General features: G+C 60.3%; 16 protein-coding genes and 1 riboswitch. Of the genes, 6 read left to right on the forward strand and 10 right to left on the reverse strand.

Annotated features, from left to right (window positions below):
* Positions 1 to 13 precede the first annotated feature (13 nt).
* Positions 14 to 748 (forward strand): SDR family oxidoreductase, encoded by a 735-nt coding sequence (locus tag BTN45_RS22310; RefSeq protein WP_207591113.1) that lies wholly within the window; start codon positions 14 to 16, stop codon positions 746 to 748.
* Positions 749 to 784: 36 nt separating this feature from the next.
* Positions 785 to 2,137: an aspartate aminotransferase family protein gene (locus BTN45_RS22315; protein WP_207591115.1), complete on the forward strand. Its 1,353-nt coding sequence runs from the start codon at positions 785 to 787 to the stop codon at positions 2,135 to 2,137.
* Between the two features lie 39 nt (positions 2,138 to 2,176).
* Here BTN45_RS22315 and BTN45_RS22320 read toward each other — a convergent pair whose 3' ends face one another.
* A complete protein-coding gene (locus tag BTN45_RS22320; RefSeq protein WP_207591117.1) occupies positions 2,177 to 2,614 on the reverse strand; it encodes an EamA family transporter in 438 nt (145 codons plus the stop codon).
* 183 nt (positions 2,615 to 2,797) lie between these two features.
* The gene (locus BTN45_RS22325; RefSeq protein ID WP_004438672.1) at positions 2,798 to 4,144 is read right to left on the reverse strand and encodes a dicarboxylate/amino acid:cation symporter; all 1,347 of its coding nucleotides are present in this window, start codon (positions 4,142 to 4,144) and stop codon (positions 2,798 to 2,800) included.
* A gap of 236 nt (positions 4,145 to 4,380) precedes the next feature.
* Here BTN45_RS22325 and BTN45_RS22330 point away from each other — a divergent pair, with 236 nt between their 5' ends.
* Together BTN45_RS22330 and BTN45_RS22335 are read left to right on the forward strand one after the other, a co-directional pair.
* Positions 4,381 to 6,222 (forward strand): sensor histidine kinase, encoded by a 1,842-nt coding sequence (locus BTN45_RS22330; RefSeq protein WP_112555650.1) that lies wholly within the window; start codon positions 4,381 to 4,383, stop codon positions 6,220 to 6,222.
* 1 nt (position 6,223) lies between these two features.
* Positions 6,224 to 7,588, forward strand: a complete 1,365-nt coding sequence (locus BTN45_RS22335; RefSeq protein ID WP_207591118.1) for a sigma-54 dependent transcriptional regulator — start codon at positions 6,224 to 6,226, stop codon at positions 7,586 to 7,588.
* 126 nt (positions 7,589 to 7,714) lie between these two features.
* Here the strand turns inward: BTN45_RS22335 and BTN45_RS22340 are convergent, their stop codons facing one another.
* On the reverse strand, positions 7,715 to 8,218 hold the full coding sequence (locus BTN45_RS22340) for a BA14K family protein (protein WP_006698554.1): 504 nt from the start codon (positions 8,216 to 8,218) through the stop codon (positions 7,715 to 7,717).
* Positions 8,219 to 8,397: 179 nt separating this feature from the next.
* On the opposite strand from BTN45_RS22340, the gene BTN45_RS22345 reads away from it, so the two are divergent.
* Positions 8,398 to 9,108 (forward strand): GntR family transcriptional regulator, encoded by a 711-nt coding sequence (locus BTN45_RS22345; RefSeq protein WP_004438680.1) that lies wholly within the window; start codon positions 8,398 to 8,400, stop codon positions 9,106 to 9,108.
* Between the two features lie 66 nt (positions 9,109 to 9,174).
* Here BTN45_RS22345 and BTN45_RS22350 read toward each other — a convergent pair whose 3' ends face one another.
* Together BTN45_RS22350 and alr are read right to left on the reverse strand one after the other, a co-directional pair.
* Entirely contained in the window at positions 9,175 to 10,467 is a 1,293-nt protein-coding gene (locus tag BTN45_RS22350) for a D-amino acid dehydrogenase (RefSeq protein ID WP_022563675.1), read from the reverse strand.
* Positions 10,439 to 11,605 carry an alanine racemase gene (gene alr, locus BTN45_RS22355; protein WP_207591119.1) on the reverse strand — a complete coding sequence of 389 codons (1,167 nt, stop codon included), beginning with the start codon at positions 11,603 to 11,605 and terminating at the stop codon, positions 10,439 to 10,441. Before alr ends, BTN45_RS22350 begins: the two co-directional genes overlap by 29 nt.
* 127 nt (positions 11,606 to 11,732) lie before the next feature.
* Between alr and BTN45_RS22360 the strand changes: the two genes are divergently transcribed.
* Positions 11,733 to 12,191, forward strand: a complete 459-nt coding sequence (locus BTN45_RS22360) for an Lrp/AsnC family transcriptional regulator (RefSeq protein ID WP_004438693.1) — start codon at positions 11,733 to 11,735, stop codon at positions 12,189 to 12,191.
* 16 nt (positions 12,192 to 12,207) lie between these two features.
* On the opposite strand, the gene thiD is transcribed toward BTN45_RS22360, so the two are convergent.
* From thiD to BTN45_RS22385, 5 genes are read right to left on the reverse strand one after another with little or no spacing between them, the layout of a single operon-like run.
* A complete protein-coding gene (thiD, locus tag BTN45_RS22365) occupies positions 12,208 to 13,005 on the reverse strand; it encodes a bifunctional hydroxymethylpyrimidine kinase/phosphomethylpyrimidine kinase (RefSeq protein ID WP_035208119.1) in 798 nt (265 codons plus the stop codon).
* Positions 13,002 to 13,664 (reverse strand): thiamine phosphate synthase, encoded by a 663-nt coding sequence (gene thiE / locus BTN45_RS22370; RefSeq protein WP_035208120.1) that lies wholly within the window; start codon positions 13,662 to 13,664, stop codon positions 13,002 to 13,004. The genes thiD and thiE overlap by 4 nt, the downstream gene beginning before the upstream one ends.
* Positions 13,651 to 14,391, reverse strand: a complete 741-nt coding sequence (locus BTN45_RS22375) for a hydroxyethylthiazole kinase (protein WP_035208122.1) — start codon at positions 14,389 to 14,391, stop codon at positions 13,651 to 13,653. The genes thiE and BTN45_RS22375 overlap by 14 nt, the downstream gene beginning before the upstream one ends.
* Complete coding sequence (locus tag BTN45_RS22380) at positions 14,388 to 15,338, reverse strand: ABC transporter substrate-binding protein (protein ID WP_035208124.1); 951 nt, start codon at positions 15,336 to 15,338, stop codon at positions 14,388 to 14,390. The genes BTN45_RS22375 and BTN45_RS22380 overlap by 4 nt, the downstream gene beginning before the upstream one ends.
* Positions 15,335 to 16,120: an ABC transporter permease gene (locus BTN45_RS22385; protein ID WP_035208126.1), complete on the reverse strand. Its 786-nt coding sequence runs from the start codon at positions 16,118 to 16,120 to the stop codon at positions 15,335 to 15,337. Before BTN45_RS22385 ends, BTN45_RS22380 begins: the two co-directional genes overlap by 4 nt.
* A gap of 128 nt (positions 16,121 to 16,248) precedes the next feature.
* Positions 16,249 to 16,351: riboswitch (TPP riboswitch) on the reverse strand.
* Between the last annotated feature and the right edge of the window lie 31 nt (positions 16,352 to 16,382).

A 16,382-nucleotide genomic window follows, 5' to 3' on the forward strand; every position in this document is an offset into this window, starting at 1 on the left:
ACAGGAGTTCTCTATGGCTGTTCCTTACATGCTTCTGACCGGTGCCAGCCGGGGAATTGGGCATGCCACCGTCAAGCTGTTTCAGAAAAAGGGCTGGAGGATCCTGACCGTTTCGCGGCAGCCCTTTTCCGAGGAATGCCGCTGGCCCTCCGCACGCGAGAGCCATATCCAGGCCGATCTGGAAGACCTGTCGCGCGTAGAAGACCTGGCAGATGAGGTGCGTTCACGCCTGCCTGAAGGAAAGCTTGCGGCGCTTGTCAACAATGCCGGAATTTCGCCGAAGGGCGAAGGCGGAAGCCGCCTCGGTGTGATGGATACGACGGCGGATATCTGGACGCGGGTGCTCAATGTCAATCTCGTCTCAACAGCGCTGCTCGCCCGCGCGCTCCTGCCGGAGCTGGAGGCGGCGAGAGGCTCGATCGTCAATGTCACCTCCATCGTCGGTTCGCGGGTTCACCCCTTCGCCGGTGTTGCTTATGCCACGTCGAAGGCGGCACTCGCCGCACTGACGCGCGAACTGGCGCATGAATTCGGTCCGCGGGGCGTTCGAGCCAACGCGATTGCGCCGGGGGAAATCAATACTGCCATTCTGTCTCCGGGTACGGCCGAGCTGGTGGATGCCCAGGTTCCGCTCGGGCGGCTCGGCACCACGGCGGAGGTGGCGCAGACAATCCTTTTTCTCTGCTCGGAACAGTCCAGCTACATCAACGGCGCGGAAATCCACATCAATGGCGGACAGCACGTCTGACGCCTCAGTCAATCAACCGAAACGGAGCCATTATCGATGACCATCCTGCCGAATTCCGTCGAGGCACGCGATATCGCCTATCAGATGCATCCCAATGTAAATCTGCGCAAATTCGAAAAGACCGGTGGTCTGGTGATTGAAAGCGGCGAGGGCATCTATGTCACCGACAGCAGTGGCAAGCGATACATCGAGGCGATGGCGGGACTGTGGTCGGTGGCGCTCGGTTTTGGTGAACAGCGGCTGGTGGAAGCGGCGACAAAGCAGATGCAGAAGCTGCCCTATTACCACACCTTCTCCTACAAGACGCATAGCCCGTCCGTCGATCTCGCCGAACTGCTGATCGAGCTTTCGCCGGTGCCGATGTCGAAAGTTCATTTCACCTCCTCCGGCTCGGAAGCCAACGATCTGGTCGCCAAGATGGTTTGGTATCGTTCGAATGCGCTGGGCAAGAAGGACAAGAAGAAGATCATCGGCCGCATCAAGGGTTATCATGGCGTGACCATCGCATCGGCCTCGATCACCGGCTTGCCGCGCAACCATGAGAGTTTCGATCTGCCGCTGGACCGCATGCTGCATACGGCCTGCCCCTCCTATGTGCATTTCGGGAAGGAGGGCGAAAGTGAGGCGGATTTCACCGCGCGTATCCTCGGGGAGTTGGAGGATCTGATCCTTCGCGAAGGTCCCGAAACCATCGCCGCCTTCTGGGGCGAGCCGGTAATGGGCGCCGGTGGCGTTCTTTTGCCGCCGGAGGGCTATTGGGAAGGCGTACAGGCGATCCTGAAGAAATACGACATCCTGCTTGTGGTGGACGAGGTCATCTGCGGTTTTGGCCGCACGGGCAAGATGTTCGCCTGCGAGACCTACGGTATCAAGCCGGACGTGCTTGTGGTCTCAAAGCAGATTTCGTCGTCCTACATGCCGCTTTCGGCGATCATCATGAATGACAATTTCTATCAGCCTATCGCCGATGAGTCCGACCGTATCGGATCGTTCGGCCATGGCTACACCGCCTCCGGCCACCCGGTCGCAACGGCTGTAGGGCTGGAAAACCTGAAGATCATTCAGGAACGCGATCTGGTCGGCAATGTCGCGCGGCTGGAAGGCCGGTTCCTTGATCATCTGAAGGCACTTGCGGATCACCCGCTCATTCATTCCTCGCGCGGTATCGGCCTCATCGGCGCGCTGGAGGTGAAGCCATGGGAAGGCTTGAAGCCGGGCGATACGACGTTTGCCCTTGCCGCCGCGATTGAGGAGGAGGGTGTCATCACCCGGCCAATCGGTGAATCCATCTGTTTCTGCCCGCCGCTGATTATTACCGCGGAGCAACTGGACGAGCTGTTTGCTGGTGTGAAGCGCGGTCTCGACAAGGTTGCGGCCGCCCGAGGCTGAAAATTTTGGCAATTGTGCCGGCCGGTTGATCCGGCCGACCTATCCCCGGTAGGCCACGAGTACCGCACCGCAGGCGATCAGCACGACGCCGAGCCAGTTGGGCAACGAAAGCCTTTCGCCCAAAAACAGCACTGCAAAGACGGCGACAAAGACGACACTGAGCTTGTCGATGGGTGCGACACGGGCGGCGTCGCCAATTTTCAGCGCCCGGAAATAGCATATCCAGGATGCGCCGGTTGCCAGACCGGAGAGCACGAGGAAGGACCAGGTTTTCCCCGAGATGGTGGAAGGCTGCTGCCAGTTGCCGGTGATATAAACCATCAGGCCTGCGGCAGCGAGAATAACGATGGTTCGGATGAAAGTGGCGAAATCGGAATTGACGTTTTCGATTCCGATCTTGGCGAAAATGGCAGTCAGAGCCGCGAATGCGGCCGATAACAGGGCCCAGAACTGCCACGCCAGGAAAATGTTTCTCATATGGGCCACTCCATTCATCGCAACGGTTCTTGTTTGATCTGGCCTACAGCATCGCCCGTCCGATAAAAACTGTTTTCCGAGACCTGCTCAAACGACAAAGGCCGACACATCGAGATGACGCGCCGGCCTTCATGCGAGGCCTGTCCGGACGAGGCCGGGCAGGCAGGACCTTGGGAGGTCGTATTACTCTGCCGGCTGCACCGAGGCCGGAAGCTGATCCACATCGGCGATGCCGGTGAATTCTTCCTTGCCGCTGAGCACGCGGGCAAGCTGGTCCTGGTCCAGTTCGCCTTCCCAGCGGGCGACGACGATGGTGGCGACCGCATTGCCGACGAAGTTGGTGAGCGCGCGGCATTCCGACATGAAGCGGTCGATGCCGAGGATCAGCGCCATGCCGGCGACCGGAACCGAAGGCACGACTGACAGTGTGGCCGCGAGCGTGATGAAGCCTGCACCGGTAATGCCGGCGGCACCCTTGGAGGAGAGCATGGCGACCAGCAGCAGCAGAATCTGTTCGCCGAAGGAAAGGTGAATACCGGTCGCCTGCGCGATGAAGAGGGCTGCCAGCGTCATATAGATGTTGGTGCCGTCAAGGTTGAAGGAGTAACCGGTCGGAATGACGAGGCCAACGACGGAGCGTTTGCAGCCGGCCTTTTCCATCTTGCTCATCAGGCCAGGCAGCGCGGCTTCGGAAGACGAGGTACCGAGGACCAGCAGCAGTTCTTCCTTGATATAGCGGATCAGCGCGACGATGGAGAAGCCGTTATAGCGGCAGACGGCGCCGAGGACCACGAACACGAACAGGAAGGACGTGACGTAGAAAGTCCCGATCAGCATCGCAAGATTGGTGACGGACGAGATGCCGTATTTGCCGATGGTGAAGGCCATGGCGCCGAAAGCACCGATCGGGGCGGCCTTCATCAGAATCGCGACCAGCTTGAAAATCGGATACATCAGGGCGTGCATGAAATCGGTGACCGGCTTGCCCTTTTCGCCGACGACGCCGAGCGCGATACCGAAGAGCACCGAGAAGAACAGCACCTGCAGGATATCGCCGCTGGCGAATGCGCCGACGATGGTCGTCGGGATGATGTTCATCAGGAAGCCGGTAATGGTCTGCTCATGGGCCTTGTCGGCGTAGGTCGCGACGGCCTTTGCATCGAGCGTTGCCGGATCGATGTTCATGCCCGCGCCGGGCTGTACGGTGTTGGCGACGATGAGGCCGACGATAAGCGCAAGGGTGGAGAATACGAGGAAGTAGATCATGGCCTTGCCAGCCACGCGGCCAACCTTCTTCATGTCGTTCATTCCGGCGATGCCGGTTGCGACGGTGAGGAAGATGACGGGCGCGATGATCATCTTGACGAGGCGGATGAAGCCGTCGCCGAGCGGCTTCAGTTCTTCACCGAAGGCCGGATAGAAATGGCCGAGTGCGATACCGGCTATGATGGCCACCAGAACCTGAAAATACAGATGCTTGTAGAATGGCAATTTGGCGTGGCCCGCGGCCACGGCTGTCGTATCGATCATGTTTTTTCCTCCTCGGCCTCACCCTGCCTTGATTGGCCTCCCGGGATCGCCGTGTCGTTGACGGCTTCGCGCCGATTGCGGAGTCATGTGCAATACGCATGCCAGACTTGATTATTTGCCGTAACTGACTGATTCAAAAAGTTCTTTTTTGGAGGGATAGAAGACGCGGCAGTTGACTGTGCGGAATTCCGGACAAAAACTCTTGCGGTCTGTGCGTAAATCCGCACAATTGGCTTATGAGCCAGATAGAGAATTCACTTCATTCCCAGGCGAAGCGACGGGCGCAATGGCTGGCGCTCGCGGGGCTTTGGCTGCTTATCGGTTTTGGCATGCTGCTTGTCGCCGATGAATTTGCCCGCCATCAGGCCCTGCGTGCGGCGGGTTCCGAGGCCTCCACCGATGCGGAACTGAAGATCGCCCTTTTGAATGTTGCGCTGGAGCGGCCGCGGGCTATTCCGCTGGTTCTTTCCGGCGATCCCGATCTTGCCGTCGCTCTCGATGGCGGCGGCTCTTCGGCTCTTGATCGGCTCAATCGAAAGCTTGAAGGGCTTATCGAAGGAACCCAGTCCTCTGTTATTTACGTGACCGGGCCGACCGGCCTGACCATCGCGTCGAGCAACTGGCGGCAGGCGGACAGCTTTGTCGGTTCCAACTATGCCTTCCGTGAGTATTTTCAGGCGGCGATGAAGACTGGCATGTCCGAACATTATGCGCTCGGCAATGTCAGTCGCCGGCCAGGTCTCTATATCTCCCGCCGGATCGATGCGGCTGATGGCCGGCCGCTTGGCGTCGTGATTGCCAAGGTCGAGTTCAACCGGCTGGAAGCGGACTGGAATATCGGAGGCAAGCCGGTCTATGTCGTCGACAGAAACGGTGTCGTGCTGATGACGAGCGTGCCGGAGTGGCGCTTCAAGACAGTCGCGGCCATCGACGAGGCGCGACGAAACACCATTTCCGAAAGCCTGCAATTCGGCAATGAGGCGCTGGCGACGCTGCCTTTCCGAACGGCTCGATCACTGGGCGACGGTGTTCCGCTCATCCACGTTGATGAGCCGGGGCGCGAACGCGGCGATTATCTTCGGCTGGAAATGCCGGTGCCGACGACATCCTGGACCCTGCATTATCTTCAGCCCGTCGCACCCGCTCTGAATGCCGCCATCCGCGAGGGCAGGGCGGTGGCGCTGGCGACGCTCATGCCGCTGATTGCGCTTTCGGCGCTGTGGCTGTGGCGCAGGCACAAGGCTCTGAAAGAAAAGGAAGAAGAACAAAGGGCCCGCGCCGAGCTTGAACTTAAGGTACAGGAGAGAACCCGCGATCTGACGAAGACGCGCGATCATCTTCAGGCGGAAATCGCCCTGCACGAAAAGACCACCGGGGAGTTGCGCAATGTCCAGCATGAGCTGGTGCAGGCCAACCGCCTTTCCATTCTTGGGCAGGTGGCGGCTGGCGTGGCGCATGAGATAAACCAGCCTGTGGCGACAATCCGCGCCTTTGCCGATAATGCGCGCACTCTGCTGAAGCGTGAACGTCTGGCTGAAGCCAGTGAAAATCTTGAGGACATTGCCGCCCTTACCGAGCGTATCGGCACGATTACCAGCGATCTGAAGATACTCGCGCGCAAGGGCCGAACCGGCGCTGAACCTGTCAGTGTTCGAACCGTCATCGAAGGCGCGGTGATGCTGCTGCGCAGCCGTTTTTCCGGTCAGATGGACGCGCTCGATATTGTCTTGCCCGATCAGGATCTGAAAGTGCTCGGCAGCCGCATCCGGCTGGAGCAAATCCTCATCAATCTTCTGCAAAACGCGCTGGAAGCGACTGAAGCGATTGATACGGCCCGGGTGGAGGTGCGTGTTCGCGAAGAGGGCGACGCGGTTGTAATCTCGGTTGGCGACAATGGCGGGGGCATTCCGGAAGCCATCCGTGCCCAGCTTTTTTCACCCTTCAATACCTCCAAGGAGGGCGGTCTCGGCCTTGGCCTTGTCATCTCAAACGATATTGCTTCGGACTATGGCGGGCGCATTGAGGTGACGAGTGGCGAGGCAGGCACGTGTTTTTCCGTATATCTGAAGCGAGCATGACATGACGGCGGATGGTACTATATTTCTGGTCGATGACGACTCGCAGCTGCGCAAGGCGATGGTGCAGACGCTGGAGCTAGACGGGCTGCCGGTCACTTCCTTTTCCCGAGCCGAGCAGGCGCTTGCAGCTTTGAGTGAAGATTTCGACGGCGTCGTTATCACTGATGTGCGCATGCCAGGCATGACCGGGCTGGAATTTTTCGACCATGTCCGCAAGATCGATGCGGACTTGCCTGTCATCCTCATTACCGGCCATGGCGATGTACCCATGGCCGTTGATGCGCTCCACAACGGCGCCTATGACTTCATAGCCAAGCCGTTTCCCGCCGAACGGATGGTGGAAAGCGCCCGCAGAGCCCTCGAAAAACGCCGCCTCGTGCTGGAAAATCGCGCGCTTCGCCGGGCAGCCGGGCAGGCGGAGGACGACCTGCCGCTGATCGGGCAAACACCCGCCATGGAGCGCTTGCGCACGACGCTAAGGCATATTGCCGATACGGATGTCGATGTGCTGGTGGCCGGCGAAACGGGCAGCGGCAAGGAAGTGGTGGCAACGGCCCTTCATCGTTGGAGCAAGAAGCGCGCCAAGGGCAATTTCGTGGCGCTGAATTGTGGTGCGCTACCGGAAACGGTGATCGAAAGCGAGCTTTTCGGCCATGAGCCGGGAGCATTTACCGGGGCACAGAAAAAACGTGTCGGCCGTATCGAACATTCAAGTGGTGGCACGTTGTTCCTGGACGAGATCGAAAGCATGCCGCTTGCCGTGCAGGTGAAAATGCTGCGTGTGCTGGAAATGCGCGAGGTCTCGCCGCTTGGTTCAAACGAAGAGCGACCTGTCGATATCCGTGTGGTTGCGGCGGCCAAGGTTGACCTTGGCGATCCGGCCGAACGTGGCGCGTTTCGTGAGGACCTTTATTACCGGCTGAATGTCGTCACATTGTCGATACCGCCGCTTCGCGAACGCAGGGCGGATATTCCACTCCTGTTTTCCCACTTCGTCACCAAGGCAGCCAACCGCTTCAACATGCCGGTGCCGCAGATCGGCGCCGGGGTTTCCCGTCGTCTCAACGATCATGATTGGCCTGGCAATGTCCGGGAACTCGGCCATTTTGCCGAAAGGGTAGTTCTGGGGCTTGAGACGGAATTGGCGGCCACATCTGTTCTGCAGTCGGAAATCCCGGCTTCCGGCACCTTGCCGGAGCGTATGGACGAGATCGAGGCGCGCATCATCCGCGAGACACTGGAGCGATCCAATGGCGACGTCGCGGAAACCATCGCCACGCTCGGTATCGCCCGCAAGACCTTTTACGACAAACTGCAACGCCACGGTATCAACCGGGCGGACTATGTGAAGAACGGCGCGGCCTGAAACTGCGCAGAGGACGACTTATGGCGACGGCGTGAAGTCGTCCTGCTCCGACCCCCATTGAAAAGCCGCAGACTTTTCCGTCTGCGGCCTGGCGATAATCGCAGCCATTGCGGCAAGACCCGTCGTTCAGCCTGCTACGCAGAAATGACGCTGACCGTCATAATCCGTGTAGGTGCCGGTGCGGGAATTGAAGCTGCGGTAACGCTGCGAGCAATAATCGTACCAGGCGTTGGTCCACGGCTCGATGGTGCGATAGGTCTGGCGCTGACTATAGACGGGGCGGCTGTCGTAAACCGGCTGCGCGCGATAGACCGGCGCCGGGCGATAAACCGGCTGCGGTGCTGGCCGGTAGTAACGATAGTCCGGCTCTTCATAGACATAGCTCGGCTCATAGGCCTGATAACGGCGCGGTGCCGGATCGATATAGACCCGTTCCTCCTCCACCGGTGCCGGGCGGGAAAGGGCGGAACCAACGGCAACACCGGCGGCAAGGCCAAGCACACCTCCCAGAAGCGCCGCGTCGCGGCGGTCGTGGCGGTCCCAGTCGCCGGCGGATGCGCTGTTGAAGGGAGCGATGGTTGCGGCGGCGACGGCGATAGCCATAGCGGTTTTGGCTGCAAAGGACGACATGGTGTTTTTCCATCCAGGTGGCAGGGTGCTGCCAGTTGCAAATTCGATGGTTAAGGAAATACAGCCCGCCTGCTGAACGGTCGCTGAATGAATTGTGGCAGACCGGCTGTCGCCCACAATTCCCGTTTGCCTGCGTCCCACGCTTCGCGCTAAAACTCGGGAGCAAACAGGACGCGCCCATGAGCCTTGCCCACATAACCGTATCTCCCGATTCATCGCATGAGGATCGTGCCCAGGCCATTCGAGACACTTTGCGCGACGCCATTGTCGATCGCCGGCTGGCGCCGGGAACGAAATTGTCGGAATCGGAAGTGGGAACGTTGTTCGATGTCAGCCGCACGGTGGTGCGCGCGGCGCTGCAGATGCTTGCCTATGAGGGCCTCGTGAAGGCCGAGCGCAATCGGGGCGCTTTCGTTTCCAATCCGACGCCCGACGAGGCGCGGCAGGTATTTGCGTCCCGCCGGCTGATCGAGCCCGGCGTCGTTGACGCGGCAATCGAAAAAATCACGCCTGCGGCGGTAAAGAAGCTGCGGGAGCATCTGTTGGAGGAGAGCAGGCATCAGCAGGAACGCGGGCCGAGCGCACGGCGGGCGGAAATCAAGGCCTCGGGTGATTTTCACCTGATGCTGGCGTCAATTGCCGGCAATGCCATCCTGGAAAAATTCATGGATGAACTGGTTGCGCGCTCATCGCTGGTCATCGCGCTCTATGGGCGCTCCGGCGTATCGAGCTGCGGTCATAACGAACATGCCGATCTTCTGGATGCGCTGGAGGCGAAGGATGCGGCAAGGGCCCGGGCGCTGATGCTGCAACATCTTAATCATATTGAGGCCGATCTTGACCTTCGTACCAAGGAAGGTCTAGCCCTCAGGGACGCTCTGGCGCTTTAGGATATCGGTGTATCGGCCCTCACACGCCGTGCGAGGGCCATATCAGCGGAAACCGGAGCGTGCCGGTCATGCCGCGTAGCGGCTGATTGCCAGATCGTGGGTGTCGATCTCGGGCGTCGCACCGCTGATCATGTCCGCAAGGACGCGGGCGGAGCCACAGGACATGGTCCAGCCGAGCGTGCCGTGGCCGGTGTTGAGGTAAAGGTTGCTGTAGCGGGTAGCGCCGATGACAGGCGTACCATCCGGCGTCATCGGGCGCAGGCCACACCAGAATTTCGCCTGCGACTGATCGCCCGCGCCACCGAACAGGTCTTCCACCGAATGGGCGAGCGTTGCCTGCCGCGCTGCGGGCAAGTCCTTGCTGAAGCCGGCGATTTCCGCCATTCCGCCAGCACGGATGCGCGAACCGAGCCGGGTGATCGCGACCTTGAACGTTTCATCCATCACCGTGGAGACGGGTGCCCGTTCCTCTTTCACAATCGGCACCGTGATGGAGTAACCCTTGACCGGGTAGACCGGCAGGGTCAGACCGAGCTGACGAAGGAACTGCGGAGAGTAGCTGCCAAGCGCGGCGACAAAAATATCCGCTTCCACAAGCCCGCGGGTGGTCTCCACCGCCTTGACGCGTCCTGCCTCAACGATGGGGCGCATGATCCCCGTGTCGTACAGGAAGGTAACGCCCGCTTCTTCCGCCATGCGGGCAAGCTCGGTGGTGAACATGTAGCAGTCACCGGTCTCGTCGCCAGGCAGGCGCAGCCCGCCGACGATCTTTTCCTTCGATGGCGAGAGGCCGGGTTCCACGGCGGCGCAGCCGTCTCGGTCGAGAATTTCGAAAGGCACGCCGCCCGCCGTCAGCACGTCCACGTCCTTGCCAATGGCGTCAAACTGCTTTTGTGTGCGGAATACCTCCAGCGTGCCCTGCATGCGCTGGTCATACTGGATACCTGTCTCTTCCCGCAGTGCCATCAGGCAGTCGCGGCTATATTCCGCGACGCGCACCATGCGGCTCTTGTTGATGGCATAACGCGCCGAGGTGCAGTTCCGCAGCATCTGGCTCATCCAGCGCCAGGCCGCCGGATCGACCGTCGGGCGAATGATCAGCGGTGCATGTTTCATGAACAGCCATTTCATGGCCTTGACCGGAATGCCCGGCGCGGCCCAGGGCGAAGAATAGCCGGGGGAAACCTCACCCGCATTGGCAAAGCTGGTCTCGAGCGCTGCAGCCGGCTGCCGGTCGATCACCGTCACCTTGTGCCCGGCTTTGGCCAGATACCAGGCGGATGTCACGCCGACGACGCCGGCTCCGAGGATAGTGACGTTCATGATCGTCTCACTTGTGATTGACTGATGTTGAAGCAAAGACCGGGGTTTCGTCCGGCTGAATATACGTACGGCGATAACGACGGCCGAGGCCGGTCAGGATTTCGTAGGCGATCGTGCCCGCATCGTCCGCGATGTCTTCAAGCGTTTGCTCGGGGCCGATCATCTGCACGAAACTGCCTTGGGTCAATGTTCCCTCGGGCAGGGCGGATATGTCCAGAATGATGCTGTCCATCGAAACGCGCCCCGCAATCGGCAGGCGCACGCCATCATACCATGCCGCGCCGCGATTGCTGAGCGAGCGCGGCAGGCCGTCTGCATAACCGGCGGCGATGGTCGCCAGACGCGTGCAGCCGGACGCTTCGAAGGAACCGCCGTAACCAACCAGCGAACCGGCGGGAACGGTGCGGGTCTGGATCACGGCGAGATCGAGGCGAACGACCGGTTTCATCGGGTTCGGGCGGTCGGCAGAGGGTGCGCCGCCGTAAAGCGCGATGCCGGGGCGCAGCAGGTGGTTGTGGTACTCACGACCCAGAAAAATACCTCCGGAGTTGGAAAAACAGACCGGGACATCAGGAAACGCAATCGTGGCCTGCCGCATCGCCGACAGCTGTGCCGCATTGCATGCATGGCCCGGTTCGTCGGCGCAGGCGAGGTGGCTCATGACGAAGGCGATGTCGATACCATCGAGCAGTTGCGGCTGGGAAGTGAGGGTTTCCAGCTCTTTGGGGGAAAGGCCGAGGCGGCACATGCCGGTATCGATCTGTACGGCGGCTGCAAGTTTCCTGCCGAGCGTCTTGGCATGGGCCGCCCATTGGGCGATCTGCTCCAGCGAATTAAGAACCGGTGTGATCGCCATGGCGGCGCAGGAGGTCTCATTGCCGGGTTGAAGGCCGTTGAGGACGAAGATCCGCGCCTCGGCGGGGAGACGCAGCCGGAGCGCCAGCGCCTCGTCAATATGAGCGACGAAGAAATGGCGACACCCCGCATCGAACAGGGTTTGCGAGACCATATCCGCACCGAGGCCATATGCATCGGCCTTGACCACCGCCGCCGTCTGGGATGTGGGCGCCCTCGCCGCAAGTGCCAGATAATTCTCGCGCAATGCGCCGAGATCGATGGTCAGATGGCCGCTCGCACCACCGGCTGCCTGCTGGCGGCTGATCTGCATGTCCATGGTCGCTCACCCTCATTTTTATCTTATGAGAGTATTGCAACGATTATCGAATTTCTCGGCGATTATTCGAAGGAAATGCGATAGAATTGGCAACCGCGCAATTTTCTTTTGCTGATTGGAATTTTCTATGTCATCACTCGATGCGACCGACCGTCATATCATACGGCTGCTTCGGCTCAACGCCCGCATCAGCAACGCAAAGCTTGCTGCAGAGGTCGGGCTTTCGCCATCCGCGTGCTTGCGTCGCGTCGATATTCTCGAACGGGAAGGGATCATTCGTGGTTACACGGCGCTTACCAGCGGCCTCGCCGGCGGTGAGGTGATTTCGGTCATCGTGCAGATCACGCTCGACCGGCAGACGGAGGATTTTCTCAACCGTTTCGAAAATGCGGTGCGGCGATATCCGGAAATCCGCGAATGTTATCTCATGACCGGCGGTTCGGATTATTTCCTGCGTTGCGAGGCAGAAAGTGCGGGGGATTTCGAGCGCATCCACAAGGAGATACTCTCGAAGCTGCCGGGGGTCTCGCGTATTCATTCGAGTTTCGCGATCCGGAATGTGCTGGCGACGCCGAAGGCGAGGTAGTGTCGAGTGTGGGGCTTCACCCCCACCACCGATAAAAATGATGCACCGGCCCTCGCCCATGTCCAACGGCAAGCCCCCGGCCAGCATCGAGCGCCCCATTCAAATAATCCTTCGCCAGCTCCACTGCCTCCAGCAACTCGCTTCCCCTCGCAAGATGAGCCGTGATCGCCGCCGCCAGCGTGCAGCCGGTGCCGTGATCGTTCTTCGTCTCTACGCGTGCAGCGGAAAGCGCATGTATGGTGCCATCTGCAAACAGATAGTCCGTGCTGTCAGGCCCCTCACCATGACCGCCCTTGATGAGCACCGCTTTCGCGCCTGCTTTCAGGATCGCCTCGGCCTGATGATTGATGTCCGTTTCCGTCTCCGCTATCGGCGTGCCGGTTAAAAGCGCCGCTTCCGGCAGGTTCGGCGTAACGATGGTCGCGATTGGCAGAAGCTCGCGCCGCAATGTCTCGATGGCGTCTTCTTGCAGCAAACGGTCGCCTGACGTCGCTACCATGACTGGATCCAGCACCACGGGCTGCGATTGCCGCCGGAGCCGCTCCGCTATGGCTGCAATGGTTTCGATACGGGAAACCATGCCGATCTTCACCGCGTTGACGGTGAGATCGGAAAACACCGCATCCATCTGCGCGATGATGGTGGTCACCGAAATATCCTCGACCGCAGTTACGCCTCTGGTGTTCTGTGCGGTGATGGCGGTGATGACGCTGGCGCCATAGGCGCCGAGCGCGGAGAATGTCTTGAGGTCGGCCTGTATGCCCGCACCGCCGCCGCTGTCGGATCCGGCAATGGTCAACGCAATTGATGTCATGGCTGTCTCGCTTTCAGGGTGGCATCGATTGCGGAGCGGAACTCCTTGGTCGCGCCGGCAATATCCGCCGCGCGGAAGATGGCGGAAATCACCGCGACTCCATCCGCACCGGCGGCAATGACAGAGGGGACGCGGGAAAGATCGATGCCGGCGATGGCGCCCACCGGCATGTCCGGCCGCCATTCCCTCAGCAGGCCACGGAGTGTCGAAAATCCATCTATACCGACAGGCTTGTCCGGGTTGACCTTTGAAACCGTGTCGAACACACCGCCGATGCAGGCGTAATCGGCGGGCATGGAGGCTGCCCGTTCGGCGTCGGCGCGGTTCTTGACCGTGAGGCCGATGATCGCCTTTTCGCCAAGAATGCGCCGAGCGGTTCTGGCGTCCATATCGTCGGCGCCAAGATGCACTCCATCTGCGCCCGAGGCGAGCGCAACATCCACCCGGTCATTGATGACGAGCGGCACGCCGGTGCCGGCGATGGCCTCGTGGATGGCGCGGGCGTTTTCGATCATCTCCCGTGTCGAGCCGTGCTTGTCGCGATATTGCAGGATGGTCGCGCCATTAAGTGCAGCCGCCAGAGCAAGCTCAAAGAGAGGCGCGACATCGCCGAGGCTCGCATCCACAAGCGCGTTGAGGCGGTAATCAACCTTGTTCATTCTCGATCCTCGCATGATTGATGATATCCTCGCCGGTAATCGCCGAAAGCGCGTCCAGGAATGCCGGTTCGAACGTGCCGGGACCTCTGGCACAGGACGCGGCCAGTTCGGCGGAGACGCCGGTGACGGCAAGGGCGGACGCCGCTGCTGCCAAAGCATCCTGTTCCACCGCCATGAAAGCAGCGATGACGCCCCCCGAGAGGCAGCCCGTACCCGTTACCTTAGCCATCCAGGGATGGCCGTTTACGATCCTGACGCGTCGCGTCGCGTCGCTCAGGTGATCTACCGGCCCGGTCTCGATCCTGATTGCATCTGGCACCTCGCCGATCAGGCTCATTTCGGCACGGTTGCCACGCACGATCGCGGGAGAGAGAGTGATGAGCTCACGCGCGAAGGCCAGTCGGCATGGAGAATAGTCACAATGCACGGGGTCGACGATCCAGGGCTTGCCTGAGGCGTTGGCGATCTCCACTGCCAGCAGGATAACCTTGCGCCGTTCCGCATCCAGCGTGCCGAGATTGATGGTCAGCGCATCCGCCTTGGCAACGAAGCTTTCGATTTCCTCCAGCGACGTGGTCATGGAGGGAATGCCGCCGACAACGGTAATCCCGTCGGCGGTGAATTTTTGCACCACGGTATTCATAAGGCAATGTACGCGCGGACGCGCCTGTCTGACTTTTTCAAGGATTTCGGCGGCCTGCGTGGTCGTGGGGAAAGGGATGGTCATGGCTGCTGTAGCTCCACGGCGATTTCGTCCGCCGCCGGCGCCTGCTTTATGAGCTGCATTTCCTGCATGAAGGCGCCAAAACGCGCATAGCGGGCGCGGTCGAGTGCGGCAGGGCGCTTGGCAAAACGCGGCAATGTGTCGAAGAAAGCCTGCTTGTTCAGTGCGTCATCGAGATTGGGATAGGCCTTGATGAAGAGCTGCCAGGATTCCTGCGGGTGATTGGTGATAAAAATAGCGGCCTGTTCCACGGCGGAGAGGAAACGCGGCAGACGGCTGTCTGTTGCGAGATCGCGATGGGTGACGAAGATCAGCTCGTCATAGGCCGGAACACCATGTTCCTCCGGAAAGAAGGATCGGCCTTCGTGGCCCTCGAGCTTCATCTGCGTCAGTTCGAAATTGCGGAAGCCGCCGAGCGTGGCGTCCACCTTGCCGGCGATGAGCGATGGCGACAGGGAGAAATTGACGTTGATGAGTTCCACATCGTCTTTCGTCAGGCCGTCCTTTTCCAGCATGCGCTTCAGCATGGCATCCTCGAAGCCGGATACGGAAAAACCGACTTTCCTGCCCTTCAGGTCCTTCAGGCTTTTGATCGGTCCGTCAGCCAGCACGGTGACGGTGTTTAGCGGCGTTTCGACCAGGGTGCCGAAACGGACGAGCGGCAGGCCGGCATCGTGGTCCAGATAGAGGTTGGGCTGGTAGTGCACGCCGATATCGGCCTGTTTTGCCGAAACGAGGCGCGGAACGGCGGAAGGATCTGCCGGCGGAACAAGTTCAACTTCGAGCCCCACATCCGCAAAAAGGCCCCGCTCTTTCGCGATGACCATCGGCGCATGGTCGGGGTTCACGAACCATTCCAGCAATACCGTAAGCCTGTCGGCCGCCTGTGACTGAACGGGGGCAAATATGCTTGCCGCCGCGATGACGAAAGAAAGAAGAGTTCGCTTCATGATGCTGAAAGTCTCCGTAAATACCCGAAAGGAATGGTGTGTTCTGTTTCCCTGGCCCAGGGCGCCAGATGGGCGGTGGCGCGATCCACCGCCAGTCGCAGCAGCACCGCCATGATGGCGAGTATCGCCATGGCGGCGAACATCGTGTCGGTCTGCATGCGGGCGTTTGACTGGATCATCACGAATCCAAGCCCTGCCGATGCGCCGACCCATTCGCCAATGACAGCGCCCAGCGGTGCGAGGGGTGCGGCCACCCGCAGCCCGGAGATAAGCGAAGGCAGTGCCAGTGGCACGCGCAACCGGGTGAGAACCTGCCAGTGGCTTGCCTGAGTCAGCGAGGCGGCATCGAGAATGGCGCGATCCGTCCTGTTGAGGCCATCGGTGAAGGAGGAGGCGACGGGAAAGAAGATGATGATCGCCGTCATCACCGCTTTCGAGGCCATGCCGAAGCCGAACCAGAGGACGAGGATGGGCGCCAGCACGAAGACCGGAAAGGCCTGCAAAACCAGAACCATCGGCCAGACGAGGCGACCGAGACGGGGGATTGCCGCGATGGTGAAAGCCACGAGAATACCGACCAGGACGCCCGCGGTCAGTCCAACGGCCATTTCGAGAAATGTAACCATGGCCTGCCCCAACAGGAAACCGGGCTGGCGCAGGAAGGCCGCGGCGACATCGGCCGGCGCCGGCAGGATATAACGGGGTGGCGAGAACAGCCATGTGCCTGCCTGCCAGAGAACAAGCAGGAGACCGACACCGTTCAACGCATGGCCGGCACGCATGAGCCGAACCTCAGACGCAGACGCACCGGGTGCGACGGACAAAAACTTTCAGCATCATCATTCGGTCTCCACACGTGACAATCGCGGAGATCAGGACAAAGCGGAGAAGAGAAAGGGCAGCGCCTCAAAGGCGCAACAGTTTCCGTTCCTACGCCGGCATGATCCGGATCAGGTTCAAGGGTCCGGCTCAACGCCATCTCAGCACCGTCTGGTGCTCCCCTCGGAATGGGTCGGAAACTGTCGTTTTTTTAGCTGGCTGTCA

It is taken from the genome of Rhizobium sp. ZX09 (genome assembly GCF_017357485.1).
Taxonomy (GTDB): Bacteria; Pseudomonadota; Alphaproteobacteria; order Rhizobiales; family Rhizobiaceae; genus Agrobacterium; species Agrobacterium pusense.

Bases quoted from the DNA above. Each gene is read 5' to 3' on its own strand.
- BTN45_RS22380 (WP_035208124.1), bottom strand. From the start codon at position 15,338: ATGAAGCGAACTCTTCTTTCTTTCGTCATCGCGGCGGCAAGCATATTT.
- BTN45_RS22335 (WP_207591118.1), top strand. From the start codon at position 6,224: ATGACGGCGGATGGTACTATATTTCTGGTCGATGACGACTCGCAGCTG.
- BTN45_RS22385 (WP_035208126.1), bottom strand. From the start codon at position 16,120: ATGCGTGCCGGCCATGCGTTGAACGGTGTCGGTCTCCTGCTTGTTCTC.
- BTN45_RS22330 (WP_112555650.1), top strand. From the start codon at position 4,381: ATGAGCCAGATAGAGAATTCACTTCATTCCCAGGCGAAGCGACGGGCG.
- BTN45_RS22375 (WP_035208122.1), bottom strand. From the start codon at position 14,391: ATGACCATCCCTTTCCCCACGACCACGCAGGCCGCCGAAATCCTTGAA.
- BTN45_RS22315 (WP_207591115.1), top strand. From the start codon at position 785: ATGACCATCCTGCCGAATTCCGTCGAGGCACGCGATATCGCCTATCAG.
- alr (WP_207591119.1), bottom strand. From the start codon at position 11,605: ATGGACATGCAGATCAGCCGCCAGCAGGCAGCCGGTGGTGCGAGCGGC.
- BTN45_RS22360 (WP_004438693.1), top strand. From the start codon at position 11,733: ATGTCATCACTCGATGCGACCGACCGTCATATCATACGGCTGCTTCGG.
- BTN45_RS22320 (WP_207591117.1), bottom strand. From the start codon at position 2,614: ATGAGAAACATTTTCCTGGCGTGGCAGTTCTGGGCCCTGTTATCGGCC.
- thiE (WP_035208120.1), bottom strand. From the start codon at position 13,664: ATGAACAAGGTTGATTACCGCCTCAACGCGCTTGTGGATGCGAGCCTC.
- BTN45_RS22345 (WP_004438680.1), top strand. From the start codon at position 8,398: ATGAGCCTTGCCCACATAACCGTATCTCCCGATTCATCGCATGAGGAT.
- BTN45_RS22325 (WP_004438672.1), bottom strand. From the start codon at position 4,144: ATGATCGATACGACAGCCGTGGCCGCGGGCCACGCCAAATTGCCATTC.
- BTN45_RS22340 (WP_006698554.1), bottom strand. From the start codon at position 8,218: ATGTCGTCCTTTGCAGCCAAAACCGCTATGGCTATCGCCGTCGCCGCC.
- BTN45_RS22310 (WP_207591113.1), top strand. From the start codon at position 14: ATGGCTGTTCCTTACATGCTTCTGACCGGTGCCAGCCGGGGAATTGGG.
- thiD (WP_035208119.1), bottom strand. From the start codon at position 13,005: ATGACATCAATTGCGTTGACCATTGCCGGATCCGACAGCGGCGGCGGT.